Source organism: Pseudomonas pharyngis (assembly GCF_021602345.1).
GTDB classification, from domain to species: domain Bacteria; phylum Pseudomonadota; class Gammaproteobacteria; order Pseudomonadales; family Pseudomonadaceae; genus Aquipseudomonas; species Aquipseudomonas pharyngis.
In genome coordinates, this window is record NZ_BQID01000002.1 from 252,427 (window position 1) to 269,345 (window position 16,919).

At 61.4% G+C, this 16,919-nt stretch carries 16 protein-coding genes; 1 reads left to right on the forward strand and 15 read right to left on the reverse strand.

Annotated features, from left to right (window positions below; translation table 11 throughout):
* From L6D74_RS04750 to argH, 14 genes are all read right to left on the reverse strand, one after another.
* Nucleotides 1-1,107: an enoyl-CoA hydratase/isomerase family protein gene (locus L6D74_RS04750; RefSeq protein WP_236187857.1), complete on the reverse strand. Its 1,107-nt coding sequence runs from the start codon at nt 1,105-1,107 to the stop codon at nt 1-3.
* A gap of 166 nt (nt 1,108-1,273) precedes the next feature.
* Nucleotides 1,274-2,128 carry an alpha/beta hydrolase gene (locus L6D74_RS04755; protein ID WP_236187859.1) on the reverse strand — a complete coding sequence of 285 codons (855 nt, stop codon included), beginning with the start codon at nt 2,126-2,128 and terminating at the stop codon, nt 1,274-1,276.
* Nucleotides 2,121-2,525 carry a RidA family protein gene (locus tag L6D74_RS04760; RefSeq protein WP_064596832.1) on the reverse strand — a complete coding sequence of 135 codons (405 nt, stop codon included), beginning with the start codon at nt 2,523-2,525 and terminating at the stop codon, nt 2,121-2,123. Before L6D74_RS04760 ends, L6D74_RS04755 begins: the two co-directional genes overlap by 8 nt.
* Nucleotides 2,526-2,528: 3 nt before the next feature.
* Nucleotides 2,529-3,755, reverse strand: a complete 1,227-nt coding sequence (locus L6D74_RS04765) for a cytochrome P450 (protein ID WP_236187860.1) — start codon at nt 3,753-3,755, stop codon at nt 2,529-2,531.
* A 2-nt stretch (nt 3,756-3,757) separates the two neighbouring features.
* Nucleotides 3,758-5,371 carry an acyl-CoA dehydrogenase family protein gene (locus L6D74_RS04770; RefSeq protein WP_236187861.1) on the reverse strand — a complete coding sequence of 538 codons (1,614 nt, stop codon included), beginning with the start codon at nt 5,369-5,371 and terminating at the stop codon, nt 3,758-3,760.
* 408 nt (nt 5,372-5,779) lie between these two features.
* Complete coding sequence (locus tag L6D74_RS04775) at nt 5,780-6,466, reverse strand: HPP family protein (RefSeq protein WP_236187862.1); 687 nt, start codon at nt 6,464-6,466, stop codon at nt 5,780-5,782.
* Nucleotides 6,467-6,623: 157 nt separating this feature from the next.
* Entirely contained in the window at nt 6,624-7,802 is a 1,179-nt protein-coding gene (locus L6D74_RS04780; RefSeq protein WP_064596823.1) for an MFS transporter, read from the reverse strand.
* 16 nt (nt 7,803-7,818) lie between these two features.
* The gene (locus L6D74_RS04785) at nt 7,819-9,171 is read right to left on the reverse strand and encodes an MmgE/PrpD family protein (protein ID WP_236187863.1); all 1,353 of its coding nucleotides are present in this window, start codon (nt 9,169-9,171) and stop codon (nt 7,819-7,821) included.
* The gene (locus tag L6D74_RS04790; protein WP_236187864.1) at nt 9,168-10,058 is read right to left on the reverse strand and encodes a polysaccharide deacetylase family protein; all 891 of its coding nucleotides are present in this window, start codon (nt 10,056-10,058) and stop codon (nt 9,168-9,170) included. Before L6D74_RS04790 ends, L6D74_RS04785 begins: the two co-directional genes overlap by 4 nt.
* Nucleotides 10,051-10,899, reverse strand: coding sequence for a polysaccharide deacetylase family protein (locus tag L6D74_RS04795; protein WP_236187868.1), 849 nt, complete (start codon nt 10,897-10,899; stop codon nt 10,051-10,053). Before L6D74_RS04795 ends, L6D74_RS04790 begins: the two co-directional genes overlap by 8 nt.
* Nucleotides 10,900-11,107: 208 nt before the next feature.
* On the reverse strand, nt 11,108-11,932 hold the full coding sequence (locus L6D74_RS04800) for an ABC transporter substrate-binding protein (protein WP_236187870.1): 825 nt from the start codon (nt 11,930-11,932) through the stop codon (nt 11,108-11,110).
* 39 nt (nt 11,933-11,971) lie between these two features.
* The gene (locus tag L6D74_RS04805) at nt 11,972-12,736 is read right to left on the reverse strand and encodes an amino acid ABC transporter ATP-binding protein (RefSeq protein WP_039768627.1); all 765 of its coding nucleotides are present in this window, start codon (nt 12,734-12,736) and stop codon (nt 11,972-11,974) included.
* A 10-nt stretch (nt 12,737-12,746) separates the two neighbouring features.
* A complete protein-coding gene (locus tag L6D74_RS04810) occupies nt 12,747-13,625 on the reverse strand; it encodes an amino acid ABC transporter permease (RefSeq protein ID WP_236187872.1) in 879 nt (292 codons plus the stop codon).
* Between the two features lie 59 nt (nt 13,626-13,684).
* Nucleotides 13,685-15,112 (reverse strand): argininosuccinate lyase, encoded by a 1,428-nt coding sequence (gene argH, locus L6D74_RS04815; RefSeq protein ID WP_236187876.1) that lies wholly within the window; start codon nt 15,110-15,112, stop codon nt 13,685-13,687.
* Nucleotides 15,113-15,423: 311 nt separating this feature from the next.
* Here argH and L6D74_RS04820 point away from each other — a divergent pair, with 311 nt between their 5' ends.
* Nucleotides 15,424-16,389 (forward strand): LysR family transcriptional regulator, encoded by a 966-nt coding sequence (locus tag L6D74_RS04820; protein ID WP_039768622.1) that lies wholly within the window; start codon nt 15,424-15,426, stop codon nt 16,387-16,389.
* Here L6D74_RS04820 and L6D74_RS04825 read toward each other — a convergent pair.
* The gene (locus L6D74_RS04825) at nt 16,373-16,900 is read right to left on the reverse strand and encodes a GNAT family N-acetyltransferase (RefSeq protein ID WP_064596808.1); all 528 of its coding nucleotides are present in this window, start codon (nt 16,898-16,900) and stop codon (nt 16,373-16,375) included. The genes L6D74_RS04820 and L6D74_RS04825 overlap by 17 nt on opposite strands.
* Nucleotides 16,901-16,919 lie beyond the last annotated feature (19 nt).

Genomic DNA, 16,919 nt, shown 5'->3' on the forward strand with positions numbered 1-16,919 from the left:
TCAGCTCCCGCTCTCTGCGAAACCGTGGAAGAAACTCGCGACCTGTTCGGCGTGCAGCGCGGCCAGGGTCGGCGGATTCCAGCGTGGTGATTTGTCTTTGTCGATCAGCAGGGCGCGCACGCCTTCGATCAGGTCGCCACGTTCGAACCACTGGCGATCCAGATGCAGTTCGAGGGCGAAGCAGTGTTCCAGGCTCAGATGACGGCCGCGACGGAGCATTTCCAGGGTCACACCCATGGCCAGCGGCGAGCGGGTTTCCAGCAGGTCGGCGGTGGTGGTCGCCCATTCGTGGCTGTCGGCGACGGTTACGGCGCGCAGTTGCTCGACGATGCTCGGCACATCTGGCAAGGCGAAGAAGTGGTCGATGGCCGGGCGCAAGGCTTCGAGCGGCGCATCCGGCAGGGTTTGCACGGCGTGGCGGGCCAGCAGGCTTTGCAGGTCTTTGAGCGGCGTGTCGTGCCACTCCAGATGATCAAGCTGTTCGTCGAGGATGCCGAGTTTGCTGCTGTCCAGATACCAGTCGGCGAGGCCGCAATACAGCGCATCCGCTGCACGGATCTGCACGCCGCTGACGCCCAGATAAATCCCCAGCTCGCCGGGAACCCGTGGGAGGAAATAACTGCCGCCGACATCCGGGAAATAGCCGATCGCCACTTCAGGCATCGCCAGACGGCTCTTCTCGGTGACCACCCGCAGATCCGCGCCTTGCACCAGACCCATGCCGCCGCCGAGAACGAAACCGTCCATCAGCGCCAGCACCGGTTTGCGGTAGTGGTGGATCGTCAGGTCGAGGGCGTATTCCTCGACGAAGAAATCTTCGTGCAGCGTGTCGCCGCTTTTGAAGCTGTCGTACAGCGAGCGAATGTCGCCACCGGCACAGAAGGCTTTCTCGCCGGCACCGCGCAGTACCACCGCGTGGATATCGGCATCGGCGGCCCAGACGTCCAGGTGCTGCTGGAGCTGGCGCACCATGTCGAGGGTCAGGGCATTGAGGCCGGCGGGGCGATTGAGGGTCAGATGACCGATGTGGTTGCGAACCTCGGCCAGCACTTCGTGTGGCGTGGCGTCCATGGACGAAGTCCGCGGGGATGAAACCTGAGCAGTCATCACTAACTCCCTGCTTTTATTGTCTTTATTCGAGAAACTCGCGCGCGAGCGTTAGCGGATCGTAACAGTGCAAATTTGCCGTGTACAACGGGGATATGTGCATGGGCTGTCTGCATTTTTGCCTGATCTTGACCGGGGGAACTCCCGCGCAGAGAAGCACTGGCTGTCACTCCCCGCGAAACTGTGCCTGCAGCGAGCGGACGCATGACAGCAGTGCCTGCCGAGCCTCATCATGCGCCGCGGGATGGTTCATGAAACCATGGCGCATGCCTTTAAATTCCAGGTGTTCGACGCTCACACCTGCTGCACGCAATCTCGCTGCATAGGCACGGCCTTCATCCCGCAGAATGTCGAGTTCGCTGGTGATGATCAGCGTCCGCGGCAGTCCGTGCAACGCGTCGTCGAGCAGGGGGGACAACCGCGGATCGGCGCGCGATATGCCGGGCGGCAGATAGTGTCCGAGATACCATTCGAGCATCTGTGTGGTAAGGCCATGTCCTTGCGCGAACTGCTCGTGGGACGGATATCGGGTGTGACAATCGAGCAAAGGGTAAAGCAGCAGCTGAAAGCCGAGACACGGTCTTTGCTGCGCCGAGTCGCGCTGACAGATGACCGCGGCCATTGCCCCTCCGGAGCCACCGCCGGCGACCGCGATTCTCGAAGTATCAAGGCCATGCTCGCGACCCTGCCGTACGACCCACTGCAAAGCTGTCCAGCAATCATCCAGGGCTGCCGGAAACAGGTGTTCCGGAGGGCGGGCGTAATCAACGGCGATCACCGCACAGCCAGCCCAGTCACACATCAGTCGGCAGAAACCATCATGGGTATCCAGGTCGCCCGTGACCCAGCCGCCACCATGGAAGAACACCAGCACGGCAAAAGGCCCCTTGCCCGCAGGCCAGTAAAGGCGCAGCGGCAATCGGCGACCGTGACTTTCAATCGCCATGTCGTGAACACGGGTCACTTGTGCCTGACGCAACGCTGCTCTGGCGTCCTCTACGGTCAAAGAGGCCTCATTCATGACCGCGATCCCCGGTCGAGCGCGCCTCTGCCTCAATCTCTATAACGAATTCAGGGCCGATCAATCGTGCGACTTCCAGCAGCTTGGTGGTGGGTGGATGTTGATCAAAGAATTCCTTGTGGGCCTGGGCGATTTTCGGCCAGAGATCCATATTGCTGGTGTACATGCTGGTTGCAATGATGCGCGTGCGATCCGCGCCCAGTTGTTTTAGTGCCTGTTCGATGATCTCCAGGCACCGCAGCGTCTGGGCATAGGCGTCGCCGGGCTTGAAGGGTTTGCCGTCATCATCGAACGCCACCGTGCCACCTACCAGAAGGGTATCGCCAGCCTTCAAGGCCCTGCAGTAGCCGGCGATGGATTCCCAGGGGGCGGCAGAAAACACACGTTGAAACTCCATGGTTCAGACTCCTTTGCCAAGATTGATCGGAAGTGCCTTCAAACCCCGGAATTGAAGGTTGCTGTTGCGCCAGGTCGCAGGGCTGTCCACGACAAGACCCAAATCGGGAAAGCGCTTGAGCAGGGACGTAAAAACGATCTCGGCCTCCAGGCGGAACAGCGCCGTGCCCATGCAGAAGTGCTGTCCACGGCCAAATGCCAGATGGTCATGGTCAGCTCGACGGATATCGAAGGTGTCAGGGTCAGTGAATTTCGCAGGATCGCGGTTGGCGGAGGCTCGTATCAGATAGACCAGGTCTCCTGCCTTCATCGTGACGCCTTCGATCGTGACGTCTTCGGTCAGCACTCGATGGCTCAAGGAACCGGCGGCATCGAAACGCAGCATTTCCTCCACGGCCGGGTTTACCAGGGCCGGATCGTCTTTGAGGGCCGCATGCTGCGCAGGGTGTTCGAGCAAGTGCAGCAGGCCGATACAGAGTTGGTCAGCGCTGGTGGTGTAACCGGCAACCAGAATGAAGACAATCTGCGCCAGTACCTCGTCATCGCTTGCCGCACTTTCCAGACTCGACTCAAGCACCCGACTAACCAGATCGTCCCGGGGTTGGCGGCGGCGCTTTTCAATGAGGTCGGCAAAGTAGGCGTACATTTCTTCAATCCCTGCCAGCGCCTGTTCAGGCCCATAGTCGGGATCGTGGCTGCCGCCCACAAACATCACGATGTCCCTCGTCCAGCGCCGCAGTTTCAGGGCGTCTTCGCGATCGATGCCGTACAGCTCGGCGAGGATCAGCGCGGGAATCCGGTCGAAAAGGCTGGCCTTGAGGTCGACCTGGCCTTGCAGGCCGGACAGTTCTCGATCGGTGATGTCCTGAATGATCTGGCGCAACGACTCAATGGCGCGGGGTGTGAATGCCTTGCCCAGCAACTGACGACTGGCCTTGTGCGCGTCTCCATCCTGGGAATACATCCATTGCGAGGCCAGGCGGACGAAGACGTTCAGCTGCTCGCGTTGTTCTTTCGATACGCGGGTGTCCACCAGTTGCCGCATACGGTTCGAGGAGTAACGGCGGGTATCGGCCTGGGCGGCATGGACATCGCCATAGCGGGTCAGAAACCAGGCATGCAAGTGATCGCACCAATAGACCGGTTGATGAGTTCTCAGGTACGCATACGCCGGATAGGGGTTCTGGATGGTGTAGCGGTCAGAGAAGTCCGGAAAGGAATGAATGGCCATGCTCACGCGTCCTCATAGAGTGCAGCCGTGAAACGCTCCGCGTAATCGGGTTTGTCGATGGGGGCGCTGACCAGCTCCGGCGGTGGCTTGAGCAGATCGTCGATCTCGCCGAGCCGGGCTTGCGTCGCGTGCAGTTCCAGTTCGTCGCCAGCGACCGACAGCCCCCAAGGGTGCAACACCGGGGAAAAGACATGGAGCATGTCCTGAAGCGTTGCGGGCGAAACGAGCCGGTCGCGTTCGCCTTCGACCAGTATCAGGTCCAGCGCGCGGGCGTAGGTGAGTGCCACGGCCTGGCGGTGGGAAAAGTCAGCACTGGCGCGGCATTGATCAACGATGAGCGACTCGATGCGCTGGGCGATGTTATGGGAGGCAAACCGTGGTCGGGTGATGGCGTCCCTGGCGACCTGAGCACACAGGATGCTGTTATCACCGGCGAACGTGGTGCTGATCTCGTGATCCATGCACAAGGTGACGATCTGATTGTCATGGTGAAACCCCTGGGACCCACAGAGCTGCCGGGTTGCCCGGATGACGTCCAGCCCCAGCCAGGTGCCGACGCTTTTGGCGATGGCGGCGAGAATATGCAGCTCGGTGCGCTTTTTCGGCTGGCTCCACATTCCCTCGAACCGGGCCAGGACCGCCTGTTCCAGCAGCTTCAGGGCCAGGACCTTGAGTTGCTCGACATACAACCGTTGTCGAAACAAGGCCCGGCTCAGCAGTGGCTGGTTGTTATCGGCATTCTTGACCAGTCGATGGCAAGCGAAACGATACCCCAGGTGGACACACAGGCTGGCGGCCCCGCAAGCGGCCGCAATAAGGAACAGGCGTTCCTGAATGAATGTCTGCATCGCGCACGTCAGGCGCTCCTTGCGCATGATGTCGCTGCTGAAGACGCCGTCTGGCGAGAATCGGGCATAGCGTTGCATCATCGCTTCCAGCGGTAGTTTCATTGCACAAAAGCGGATGCCGGCAACCTGATTGGCATGAATGCCGCCCTTCGGATCGCAGGTGGTAATGCGCACGCCCGGCAGCAATGGGCCGTTCTCGTTCTCGCGAATGCGCACTCGGAACCAGTGAAGTCCCTCATCCACGCCATTGACGATCAGACGTCCCAGTACCATGACCACCTGGGCCGCGTGCAGGGCGTTGCCGATCCAGAACTTGCAGGCTTGCGCAGACGGTGAGTCAAGGATCAGGCAATGGTTTTGCGAGTCGTGGATGACCGTGGTCTGCAGATTGCCGACTTCCGAACCCCTGGCGATTTCCGTGCAACCAAATGCATAGACGGCACCCAGTCGGTTGATTTCTTCACGGTAGTCATGCACCTGACGATCATCGCCATGAGCAAGCAAGGCATCGCCGGCAATCATGTGATCGACGATGCTGGCAATCAGGGAATAGTCATAAGCGCCCAGGTAGGCGGCGCGTTGAAGCAGCAGTCGGAAATCGGACTGACAGGGTTGGCCCAGCCACATGCCGTTGGTCATGTGGCCGCCGCCTAAAATGGCGCGCATACGATCGATGTTCAGATCCATGTATTCGCGTAAGGAAAGACGATGGCGCTTGCCGGGGTCGAACAAGGGCGTGCGCAGCAATTGCAGCAGTGGGTCGCTCATGAAACGTTCCTCTCGCAGATCTCGAAATCAGGGATTCGAAAACCACCAGATTCACGGAGCTGGCGAAGAACACATGTACCTGTGTGCAACAGGCGGGGCATCGAGCGGACAACAGGTTACGCAGGCAATGCGGTGTTTTCTGAAGTGAACGGTTCAATCAAAGCGCAAAGCCAGCTCGCTTCTCAACGACGTTGAGCGTTTCTCCATGGCCAGACTTCCGATGTCATCGCTACTGGGCGTTACAGCGAGCCAGACTTCTTAGTGAAAGGCAGACAACTCTGTGCGGTACAGAGATGAAATCTAGTGACTCCCGATCATTTGGCAAGGTTGGCGAAGGGCCTTTTGTCGGAAGCACGCACAAGCGCACGCGCACAGTCTCTTCAATCGTCGAGGCGGGGAGCGATTCGGTCAGCTGAATACCTGACCAATGCTGCGCCGCTTGGCATGCAGCTCACTGGCATGAATCAACCGTTCCAGATCCTCCGGCGTGACATCGATGAATGCCTCCATATCGGCCATTGCCCGTTTCAGATCCTCGGCCGTGATGGACTGAATATCCACCGGCGCCACGGCCGGCGCCGGTTCTGCGGGGCGTTTCGGGTAGCGGATGCGGGTGAGGTTGTTGTAGGCCAGTGCGGCGAGCAGCAGGCAGGCGGCGCTGAGCATCACCGGTTCCAGGGCTTTCCAGTCCATGGCGATGGTCATCGGGTCGGCCAGCACCATCGTCAGCGCCACGGCGCCGGCCGGCGGATGCAGGCAGCGCAGCCAGCACATCAGGATCAGCGCCATGCCCGCCGCGAGGCACGCGCTGCCGAGGGTTCGGCCGAGCACGTGGGCCACCAGCAACGCGACGACACCGGCGCACAGGTAGCCGCCGATGATCGACCATGGTTGGGCGAGGGCGCCGGAGGACACCGCGAACAGCAGCACCGCCGAAGCGCCCAGCGGGCCGATCAGGTGGTAGGCCACTTCAATGCCGAATACCTGACTGCACGCCCACACGCTGAACAACGTGCCCAGGGCCATGCCGATGGCGGCGCGGCTCCATTCGGTGGGACGGGTGTTGATGGCGGCGGGCAACCAGCGAGCGAGCATGCAGAATCGATCCTTTGCGAAATTCAGGGCAAAAAAAAGGACTTGTCCGTAAACGCGGAAAGTCCTTCGAAGTGTTCCAACTATTGGGGGAGGAACGCGCACAGTGTGCCAAGCAATCACGATGCTGACAAATTCATATAAATGCAGTTTCAGTGCATTATTTATGCAGTAAAGCCACGCGCCGCCCACTCATGAAACATAGAAACCCGCCCATCGCCGTCAGTGCGCTGAGGGCGTAGAACATGGTCGGCGCAGGCGTATGCATCAGCAGAAAGCCGCAAATCACCGGGCTCAGCGCGCCGCCGAGGGCCGCCAGGTTCTGCGCGCCGTAATAGCTGCCGCGCAGTTCTTCCGGGGCCAAAGTGTCGACGAACAGGAATTCCGACGGGTAAATGATCATCTCGCCGAGGGTGAAGATGAACATCGCGATGCACCAGGTCACCAGGCTGTCGGCCAGGCTGAAGCCGATCAGGCCGAGGATGAACAGGCTGGTGCCGGCGGCGATCCAGTAGCGCAGTTTTTCCCGGTTGAGGAAGCGACCGATCTGGTATTGCAGCAGGATCACCGCGATGGCGTTGCAGGCGAGCAGGGCGGCCATGGTTTGCAACGCGCGCTGCGAATCCTCGACCACCAGCAGGTATTGCGACAGGTACAGGGTGAAGCGGCCGTGAACCACGGTGCTGAGCAGACAGCCGCAGGTGAACATGATCAGCGTGCGGTCGTTTTTCAGGGTGATCAGGGTTTTCAGGAAGCTTTGCGGCTGGCCGATGGCGGCGACCGGGCTGGCATCCTTGGGAATCCCGATCATCAGGAAGATGCTGCCGAAAGCAATGCCGGCGGCAATCAGGAAGGGCGCAATCGGATAGACCCCGGCGATTACCACGCCGAGCATCGGGCCGGTGGCGTAGCCGATGTTGGTCAGCGTATAGCGCAGGGAAAACGCCTTGGCCCGCTGGCCCATGGGCAGGTTTTCACTGAGGATCGCCTTGGAGCCGATCAGGAACAGCGCAGAGGCGGTTTCGGTGATGACCAGGGTGGCGGTCGTCAGGTACAGGTCTTTGGCGAAGGTCAGCAGCACGAAGCCGATGGCGCTGGAGAGCATCGCCAGAATCAGCAACCGGCGCTTCTCGAGCCGGTCGATGATGTAGCCGCCGTACAGCGCAAGCAGGGTGGCGATGAACACCGCGATGCCCAATAACAACCCGACGTCCTGTTGGTTGAGGCCGAGCTTGTTGCTCAGAAACAGCGTGAGCAACGGACTGGTGATGGCGCGGCTGACGACGATGGTCAGCGAGACGATCATCAGGCGGCGGATAACGAGCGAGTAGGTGGCCACGGAAAATCAAATGTCCTTATTCGGTTAACAGGTGCTCAAGATCGCGCACGGAATCCAGCGTTTGCAGTTGCCGCAGTTGCGCCAGTAACGGCTCGGCCTTGACCGGTGGAATCATCCGCAACGCCAGACTGAAAAACTTGTCCTCCAGCGCCGCCTCGCTTAGCGGATTGCCCGGCGCACCCAGCGGCACCTCGACGCACAGACTCGCCTGACGCCCGTCGCGGGTTCGAACAATGACCAGCGGCTCGCCATCCTCCGACAGTCGCTCATCCACTTCAAGGCGAATGCGCGTCAGCCAGTGGGTGATTTGCGGATCGTTGCGCGGCTGCTCATCGTAAGCCTCGAGGCGGCAATGGCCGTGCACCAATCGCGCGGCGAGGGCGTAGGGCAGACTCATTTGCGCGGCGGCCAGACTGCGGGTGTCGCGGCCGCCGCACATGTCGAGCAGAAACCCGCACAGGTTCACCTGGACGTCTTCCACCTGATCGGCGCCGACCTGCAATTGCTCCAGCAACAAGCCGAGTGCATCGATGGCCGAATGGGTGCCACGGCACGCAGCGTAGGGTTTGATCGAACAGCGCGCGAGTTTCCACACACGCCCCAATTCGGCATCCAGCGCATCCGGTTGCGCGCTGCCCGGCGCCAGGGTCTTGAGAAATCCACCCCAGACATTCTCGAACAACACCGACGGCCCACTGACGCCTTCACGGGCAAAACGCGCTGCGAGCAAACCACCCTCGGCCGCCCGGCCACTGTGCAGTTTTTTGCTCTGCGAACCGTCGTGAATGAACGCCCACAACCCGCCGCTGAAACTGCCGGCGATGCCCAGCGCAGATACTGTTTGCCCGACATCCAGCGCAAAGATCCGCGCACAGGCCGCCGCCGCGCCGAACACGCCGCAGGTGGCGGTTGAATGCCAGCCGGCGCCGTTGTGCGCCGAATAACTGCCGCAGGCTTCCAGCACCCGCCGACCGATTTCGTAGCCGATCACCACGGCGGTGATGAATTCGCGACCGTCCACCGGCCGATCCACCAGTGACAGCGCCGCCATCACCGCCGGCAACACCACCGCGCCCGAGTGATCGCAACCGCCGGTGTCGTCCAGCTCCAGCGCATGGGCGGCGATGCCGTTGAGCAAGGCCGCATGCCCTGCGCCGACCCGCAACGATGAACCCCAGACCAACGCGGTGCCCGGCTCGGCGCCGAACACCTGCCGTGCCTGAAGCGCCACCGCACTGTCAGCCCCGGCCAGCGCTGCGCCGAAGGTGTCGAGAATGTGCCGCTTGGCCTGTTCCACCAACGCTGGCGGCAGGTCTTCAAAGCGGGTCTCGACGCAAAACTGCGCCAGCCGCTGCATGCGTTCGGTCATACGAGGTAGTCCCGATAATGGCGCTCATACACCGACGCCGGATGATCCTGCGTGACCGGCGCCGCCGTTTGCGCCCACCACTGCGCGACTTCGGCTCCGGTGGCGATCCACACGTCGTCATGCTGCTGAATGCCTTGCAGCAATTCGCGCAGCACACCGATGCGCCCCGGCGTGGCGATGATTTCCGGGTGCAGGCGCAGCACGTAGCACAGGCCGAAGCGGTGGAACCCGGCGAAGTCCATTTGCAGGTTGCCCAGGGTGTGGCTGTAGGAAGCGATCCGCGATTGTGCCGGCGGCACGGCCGGGCTCAGGTTGAAGGCGAAATAAGGTTCGTCTTCCAGTTCGTAATGCAGCGGCAGCTCGACCACTTCGGGCGCGGTCGGATGCAAGAACGGCAGGTCATCGCCACGCCAAGATGACGACCAGAGAATGCCGTGATCTTTCAAGGCTTCAATGAAGCCCGGCGCGCCGTTGCCGGCGGGAATCCGGAAACCGGTAGGATGCACGCCGGTCAATGCTTGCAGCGCTGCACAACCCTTGGCGACTTCCGCACTCTGCGCCGCCAGATCCAGCGTGTCGTAATTCTGATGGCGGTAACCGGCGCAGGCGATTTCATGGTCGTCAGCCTGAATCGCGGCGATGTGCTGCGGGTTTTCCTCGGCGACGATGCCGGGCACGAACCAGCTGCTGCGCACCCCGAGTTCCCTGAACAGGCCGAGCAAACGCTCGACGCCGCGTTGCGTGCCGTAGCGCCACACCGACAGCGTCTTGTCGCGCCCGGCGACTTCCGGGGCCTGGGTGAGAATGCCGTGGATGTCGTTGTAATCGACGGTCAGCACCACCGCGCAGCGTTTGCCGGCGGGCCAGAGGTTGTCAGCGTCAGCCATGGTGATGCTCCTTCAGCCACCAGCGGGCGACGTCGCGGCAAGTGGCGAACCACACGTCATCGCGCTGGCGCATGTGGTCGAAGAGTTTCTCCAGCAACAGGATGCGCCCCGGTTTGCCGGTGATTTTCGGGTGGAACAGGGTGGTCAGGCACAGGCCTTCGTCCATCGCGCCGTCGTACTCGCGTTGCCAGTTGTCGAGGGTCAGTTCGTAGCTGGCGGTGCGGTCGAGTCCGGACGGAAAGTTCGGTGCGCGGGTGTAGGCGAGGGAGGCGTAGTCGTCCATTTCCCAGCGGCCGGGGATTTCCACCAGCGGCGTGTCATGGCCGGGGACGTTGACCAGATACGGGCGGTCATCGCCGCGCATGCTGCTGGAATAGATGACACCGTTGTCGGCCAGCATCGCCGGGGTTTCGGCGCGCCAGTCACCCGACGGGGTGCGAAACCCCTCGGCGCGGATGTGCAGGTATTGCCAGAACACGTCGCGGGATTTGTTCATCACGGCCTGCTGCTGGTCCAGCGTCAGGGCGTAGAAGGATTCGTGTTTGTAGCCGTGGTAGGCGACTTCATGACCGCGCTCGACGATGGCCTGGCATTGTTTCGGCCAGTTTTCCACGACCCACGCGGGGACGAAGAAGGTGGTCGGGATCTTGAAGGTGTCGAGCAGATCCAGCAGGCGCGGCAGGGCGCGGTAGGGGCCGTAGCCGCCGAAACCGAAGTATTCGGGTTTGTGCCAGATCGAGTTGTTGAGCATGGCATCGCCGGTCGGGCCGTCGAGGTCGAAGGCCAGGGCGAGGCAGGCTTTGTGCTGGTCGGGCCAGGTGGGTTGTTGAGGGGCGGACATGGGGGTGACGCTCCGATGGTATTTACAAGCTTTCCCTCACCCCAGCCCTCTCCCGGAGGGAGAGGGAGCCGATTGAGGTGTTTTGGAGGGTTGCATCGACCTGAAAAATCGAGTCGAACTCAGGTTCTGAACAGCACGCAAATCGGCTCCCTTTCCCCCTCGCCCCCTTGGGGGAGAGGGCTGGGGTGAGGGGGAGCGATCTTGACCGTTACTTGCCGGCGTTGACGGTCACCGTCTTAATGGCACCCAACTCCAGATCCCACTTCTTCAGGATCGCGTTATAGCTGCCGTCATCCACCATGCTCTGCAACGCCACTTTCACCGCTTCACTCAGCTCAGGCTTTTTCTTGCTCACCCCCAGCCCGGTGAACTGCACGGAGATCGGCTGGCCGACCGTCTTGTACATGTCCTTTTCCTGGGTCTTGAGGTACGACAGGGTTTCGCTGCCCTGCATCGCCGCGTCGATACGGCTCTGGCGCAGTTGGGCGCGGGCGTCGGCCGAGCCTTCGGTACCGATCACGTTGATCGCAGGTTTCCCGGCGGCTTCACAGTTGGCCTTGCTCCACTCGGCGATTTCCGCCGGGAACGTGGTGCGGCGGCTGGTGCCGACTTTCTTGCCGCACAGGTCGATGATCTCGTTGGTCGCGGTGTTCTTCTGCAAGGTGTAGAACTGCGGGCCGCTGGTGAAGTAGTCGACGAAAGTCACGCTGGCCTGGCGCTCGGCGGTGTCGGTCATGCCCGACAGGACCATGTCCACGCGATCGGTGGTCAGGGCGTTGATCATTTGCTCGAAGCCGGTTTCCTGCCACTTGATCTTCACCCCGAGGCGTTCGGCCAGGGCGTTGCCCAGGTCGTAGTCAAGGCCGGTGAGCTTGTTGGTGGCCGGGTCCTTGAAATCCATCGGCGGATAGTTGGGCATGATCGCGACGACGATCTCGCCTTTTTCCTTGATGCTGGCCGGCAACTCGGCGGCCACGGCGACACCGCAAGACATGAGGGAGGTGAGTACTGCTGGAATGACGAAGTTCTTCATGGACGTTCTCTTATGAGTGTTGTGAAGGCCAAAGGGGCCTCAGGTTCGAACGGCAGAAATGAAGCTTTGGGTGCGCGGGTTTTGCGGACTTATTAGTATTTCTTCGGGGCTTCCAGCCTCCACGATCTGCCCGCCGTCCATGAACACCATGCGGTTGGAAACCTCCCGGGCGAAGCCCAGTTCATGGGTGACGACGATCATGGTCATGCCGGTCTGCGCCAGATCGCGCATCACCGACAGCACCTCACCGACCAGTTCCGGGTCGAGTGCCGAAGTGGGTTCATCGAACAACATCAGCTTGGGTCGCATGGCCAGCGCGCGGGCAATCGCCACCCGTTGCTGCTGACCGCCCGACAGTTCGATCGGGTAGCTGTTGCGTTTGTCGGCCAGGCCGACCCGGGCCAGCAGTTCCAGGGCTTCTTCGTGCGCCTCCTTGGGCGAACGCTTGAGCACCTGACACGGGCCTTCGATGATGTTTTGCAGCACAGTCATGTGCGGGAACAGGTTGAAGCGCTGGAACACCATGCCGGTGGCCAGGCGCTGACGGGCGATCTGCGACTCGTTGAGTTCGTGCAGCTTGTGCCCGACCACGCGGTAGCCGACCAGTTCGCCGTCGACCCACAGGCCGCCCTTGTCGATCTTTTCCAGCTGGTTGACGCAGCGCAGCAGGGTGCTCTTGCCCGAGCCGGACGGGCCGATGATGCACAGCACTTCGCCTTGCTCGACTTCGATGTTGATGTCCTTGAGCGCGTGGTACTGGTCGTAATATTTGTTCAGGCTCACGGCCTTGACGATGTTTCTCATGTTCGACTCCTCAAGAACGCTTGCCGGCGCCGCGAGCGAAACGACGCTCCAGACGGCTTTGACCAAAGGACAGGACGGTGACGGTGGCCAGGTACCAGATACCGGCGACGATCAGCAGCTCCATGACCCGGGCGTTGGCGTAGTAGATGTTCTGGGCGTTGTAGAGCAGTTCCGAGTACTGGATGACGCTCGCCAGTGAGGTCATTTTCACCATGCCGATGAACTCGTTACCGACCGGCGGAATGATGATCCGCATGGCCTGCGGCAGGATGATCCGGCGCAGCGCTTGCAGGCGCGGCATGCCGATCGATTTGGCTGCTTCGTACTGACCGGTGTCCACCGACAGCAGGCCGGCACGCACCACTTCAGCGGTGTAGGCGCCCTGGTTGATGCTCAAGCCGAGCAGGGCGGCCACGAACGGGGTCATCAGGCTCACGGTGTCAAGTTCGAACAGGCCCGGAATGCCGATGGTGGGGAAGATCAGCGCCAGGTTGAACCACAACAGCAGTTGCAGGATCAGCGGCGTACCGCGAAACAGCCAGGTGTAGGTCACGGCCACGTAGCGCAGGATCGGGTTGGCCGACATGCGCATGATCGCGGTGATCACGCCGAACACGATGCCCAGCGCCATGGCCAGCACGGCCATGATGATCGTGTTGAACAGGCCCCACATGATCGCTTCGGAGGTGAGGAACTGGCCGATGTACGACCATTCGATCTTGCCTTCGGCGAAGGCCCGCAACAGGCCGATGATCGCGATGACGATCAGGGTGGCGAAGAAGATCCGCCCGTAATAACGCCGTGGCACATGCTGGTACTGGGTAATGTCGAACTGGTTTTCCGCCAGTTTGCGCTCCGCCTGGAGTCGTTCTGCCTGAGTCTGGCTCATGGTGTTTCTCCGAACTGTACTTTTCGATCAACCCCCTCCCGGTGGGAGGGGGACTCGGCTTAGAGGCGGAAGCCCTGGTAGTTTTCGGTCCACTGTTGCTGTGCGGCGAGGGCGGTTTTCAGGCGGCCGATCTGCTCGCGCACCTGTTGCGGTGCGGTGCCGCCCCAGCCGCTGCGGGCAGCGATGGCGGCCTCCAGGGTCAGGCTGTCACGCACGTCCGCCGTGAGGCGCGGGTCGATCTCGGCCAGCAGCGCCGGCGAGGCTTCCCACAGTTCGATGCCGTGTTTCTCGCAGGCCTGCACCAGCGCGCCGGTGATTTCGTGGGCTTCCTTGAACGGCACGCCGCGCACCGCCAGCCAGTCGGCGACTTCAGTGGCGAGGGTGAAACCCAGCGGTGCCTGACGCCGCAGTTCCTCGACGTTGACGGTCATGGTCGCGACCATCCCGGCCATGGCCGGCAGTACCAGCAGCAGGGTGTCGACGCTGTCGAGCACGCCGTTCTTGTCTTCGCTCAGGTCGCGGTTGTACGACAGCGGCAGGGATTTGAGGGTCGAGAGCAGGCCGGTCAGGTTGCCGATCAGACGGCCAGCCTTGCCCCGTGCCAGTTCGGCGATGTCGGGGTTTTTCTTCTGCGGCATGATCGAGCTGCCGGTGGCGTAGGCGTCGTCCAGATCGACCCAACGGAACTGGCGCGACGACCACAGGCAGAACTCTTCGGCCAGACGCGAGATGTTGATCCCGAGCATGCTGGCGATGAACAGGAATTCGGCGACGTGATCGCGGCTGGCCACGGCGTCGATGGAGTTTTCGCAGACCCCGGCGTAGCCCATTTCCCTGGCCGACTGCTGCGGCTGGCGAGCGATCGCGGAACCGGCCATGGCCGCAGCACCGAGGGGCGACAGCGAAGTGCGGGCGTCCCAGTCCACCAGCCGTTGCACATCGCGCAGCATCGATTGCGCGTGGGCCAGCAGGTGATGGGCGAACACGATAGGTTGCGCCTGCTGCAAGTGAGTGAAACCCGGGCAGATGCTTTCGATGTGCTGCTCGGCCTGATCCACCAGCGCCGTTTGCAGGGCCAGCACTTCCACGGCCAGGGTGCGGACGTGATCACGCAGGAACAGGCGCAGGTCGTTGGCGGTCTGGTCGTTGCGCGAACGGCCGGCGCGCAGCTTGCCGCCCAGTGCGCCGAGGCGTTCGGTCAGCAGGCGCTCGATGAAGGTGTGAACGTCTTCGTCGTCCAGGGTCGGGGCGGTGCGCCCGGCAGCAAAATCGGCACCGATGCCGTCCAGGGCTTCGATCATCGTGCGGGTTTCCTGCTCGTCGAGCAGGCCGGCACGTTGCAGTTCCCCGGCGTGGGCCTTGGAGCCGGCCAGATCGTAAGGCGTCAGGCGGAAATAGCGCTCGGGGCAACGGGACAGGGCCGCCAGGGCTGCGGACGGGCCGCTTTTGAAACGGGCACCCCAGAGACGGTCGGTGGTTTGAGACATTTGTTGTTTTCCTCGTCGGTAACGCGAACTGAAATCGGTGTGCTGGGCCCTGAAAAATCGTGCCGGCCAATTAGTGGACAGAAGCGGCAGACAGAATCAGGCCAAAGCAGTTTTCAAGAGGGCAGTTGCAAGAGACAAGAGCTGATCGAAGTGTCAGCTTTTAATGTTTGGCGATCAGTGAGTTGGCACTGATGTTCGGGATTTTCTGGCGGTTGCCAAGGCTGGTTTTCTGTGATCATTATTATTAGCCGGCGATGTTTTTGTTGTTGGACACAGATTGTTGAACATTGCGCCAGAGGTAAATCAGCATTATGGAAACCCCACTTTCCAATTCCGGAAACCCACCGGTCAAAACCGCTCACCGGGCACCTTTGGCCCTCAGCGGACTGGATTTCAAACTGCTCAAGGTGTTCAAGGCGGTGGTCGAGGCCGGCGGCTTCAGCGCGGCGCAAAACGAGCTGAACGTGGGCTTGGCCGCGATCAGCAAACAGATCTCCGACCTGGAAATCCGGATCGGCATGCGCCTGTGCACCCGTGGCCGCGAGGGGTTTCACCTGACCGAAGAAGGGCGTCTGGTGTATCAGGCGTCGATTGATCTGTTTGCTTCGGTCGACAACTTTCGAGACCGGCTTAGTTCGGCACAGAACGAACTTATCGGCGATCTCGGAGTGGGGGTGATCGACAATACAATTAGCGACGATAATTCACCGTTAGTTGCCGCGCTTAGAAAGATAAATGAACATTCGCCGAAAGTAAGGTTTCAACTTCAGGCGACCCAGTTGGATGAAGTGGAAAGAGGCGTGGTAGAGGGGCGCTTAGTTGCCGGAATAGTCCCGGTTTATCAAAAGCGCGAAGAGTTCGATTATTACCCGCTCTATGAAGAACGCTCGCAGGCTTACTGCGCCGTCGGTCATCCGTTGTTCGAGATGCCGGCGGAGCAGATGGGCGGCAACGTGCTGCAGGATTACGAGTGCATCAACCACCGCTACGCAATCCATCGCGACAAGCTCAACTTCGCCCGCTACGACAGTTTTTCCGCCTCGGCGACCCAGGTCGAAGCGGTGGCATTGTTGATCAAGACCGGGCGTTTCGTGGGCTTTCTGCCCCAGCACTACGCCGCCACGCTGGTGGCCGCCGGGCAGTTTCGCGCGGTGTGCCCGGAGCTGATCCACTTCGACACGCCGTTCAATTTGATCCTGCGCCACAACACCGTGCGCAGTCCGTTGGTCAAGGCGTTCGCCCAGGCGCTGGGGGTTGATCTCAAGGCGACGGCGTGAGGATCAGGCGCATGGCGCAACGTCGCTCGCCGGGCAATCCGTGAGCGATTTCATCGCGCAATACATGGTTCAGACGCGCGTCCTTTTCCTCGGCGTTCAATAGCGCAAAACCCATGCGTTGATAGAACGGCGCATTCCACGGCAGATCGCGAAAGGTCGTCAGCGTCACCGCCCGAAGTTGCCATAGACGTGCCTGTTCAATCGCCGCCAACAGCAACTTGCGACCGACACCCCGGCCCTGAAAGTGTTGGCTGACGGACAGTTCCTCAATGTGCAACTGTTGGTCGACCGTCACCGCCCTTAAAAAACCTGCAAGTTGCCCGTCGTTGTTTTGCGCCACCCACAGTTCACCCCGTTCAATGGCCGGCAAATGCGCCGAAGCCTGCGGCACAGCGGCATCCGCCAGCCAGGCCAGTGAAGGGTCGAGTCGAAACAGCGCGGCGGCCGAACGCTCGATGGCGGGGAGGGCGATGGCATCAGCTGCAAGGGCCTGTCGCACGGTAAAGGTCATCAGTCAGCGGTCCCTGTGG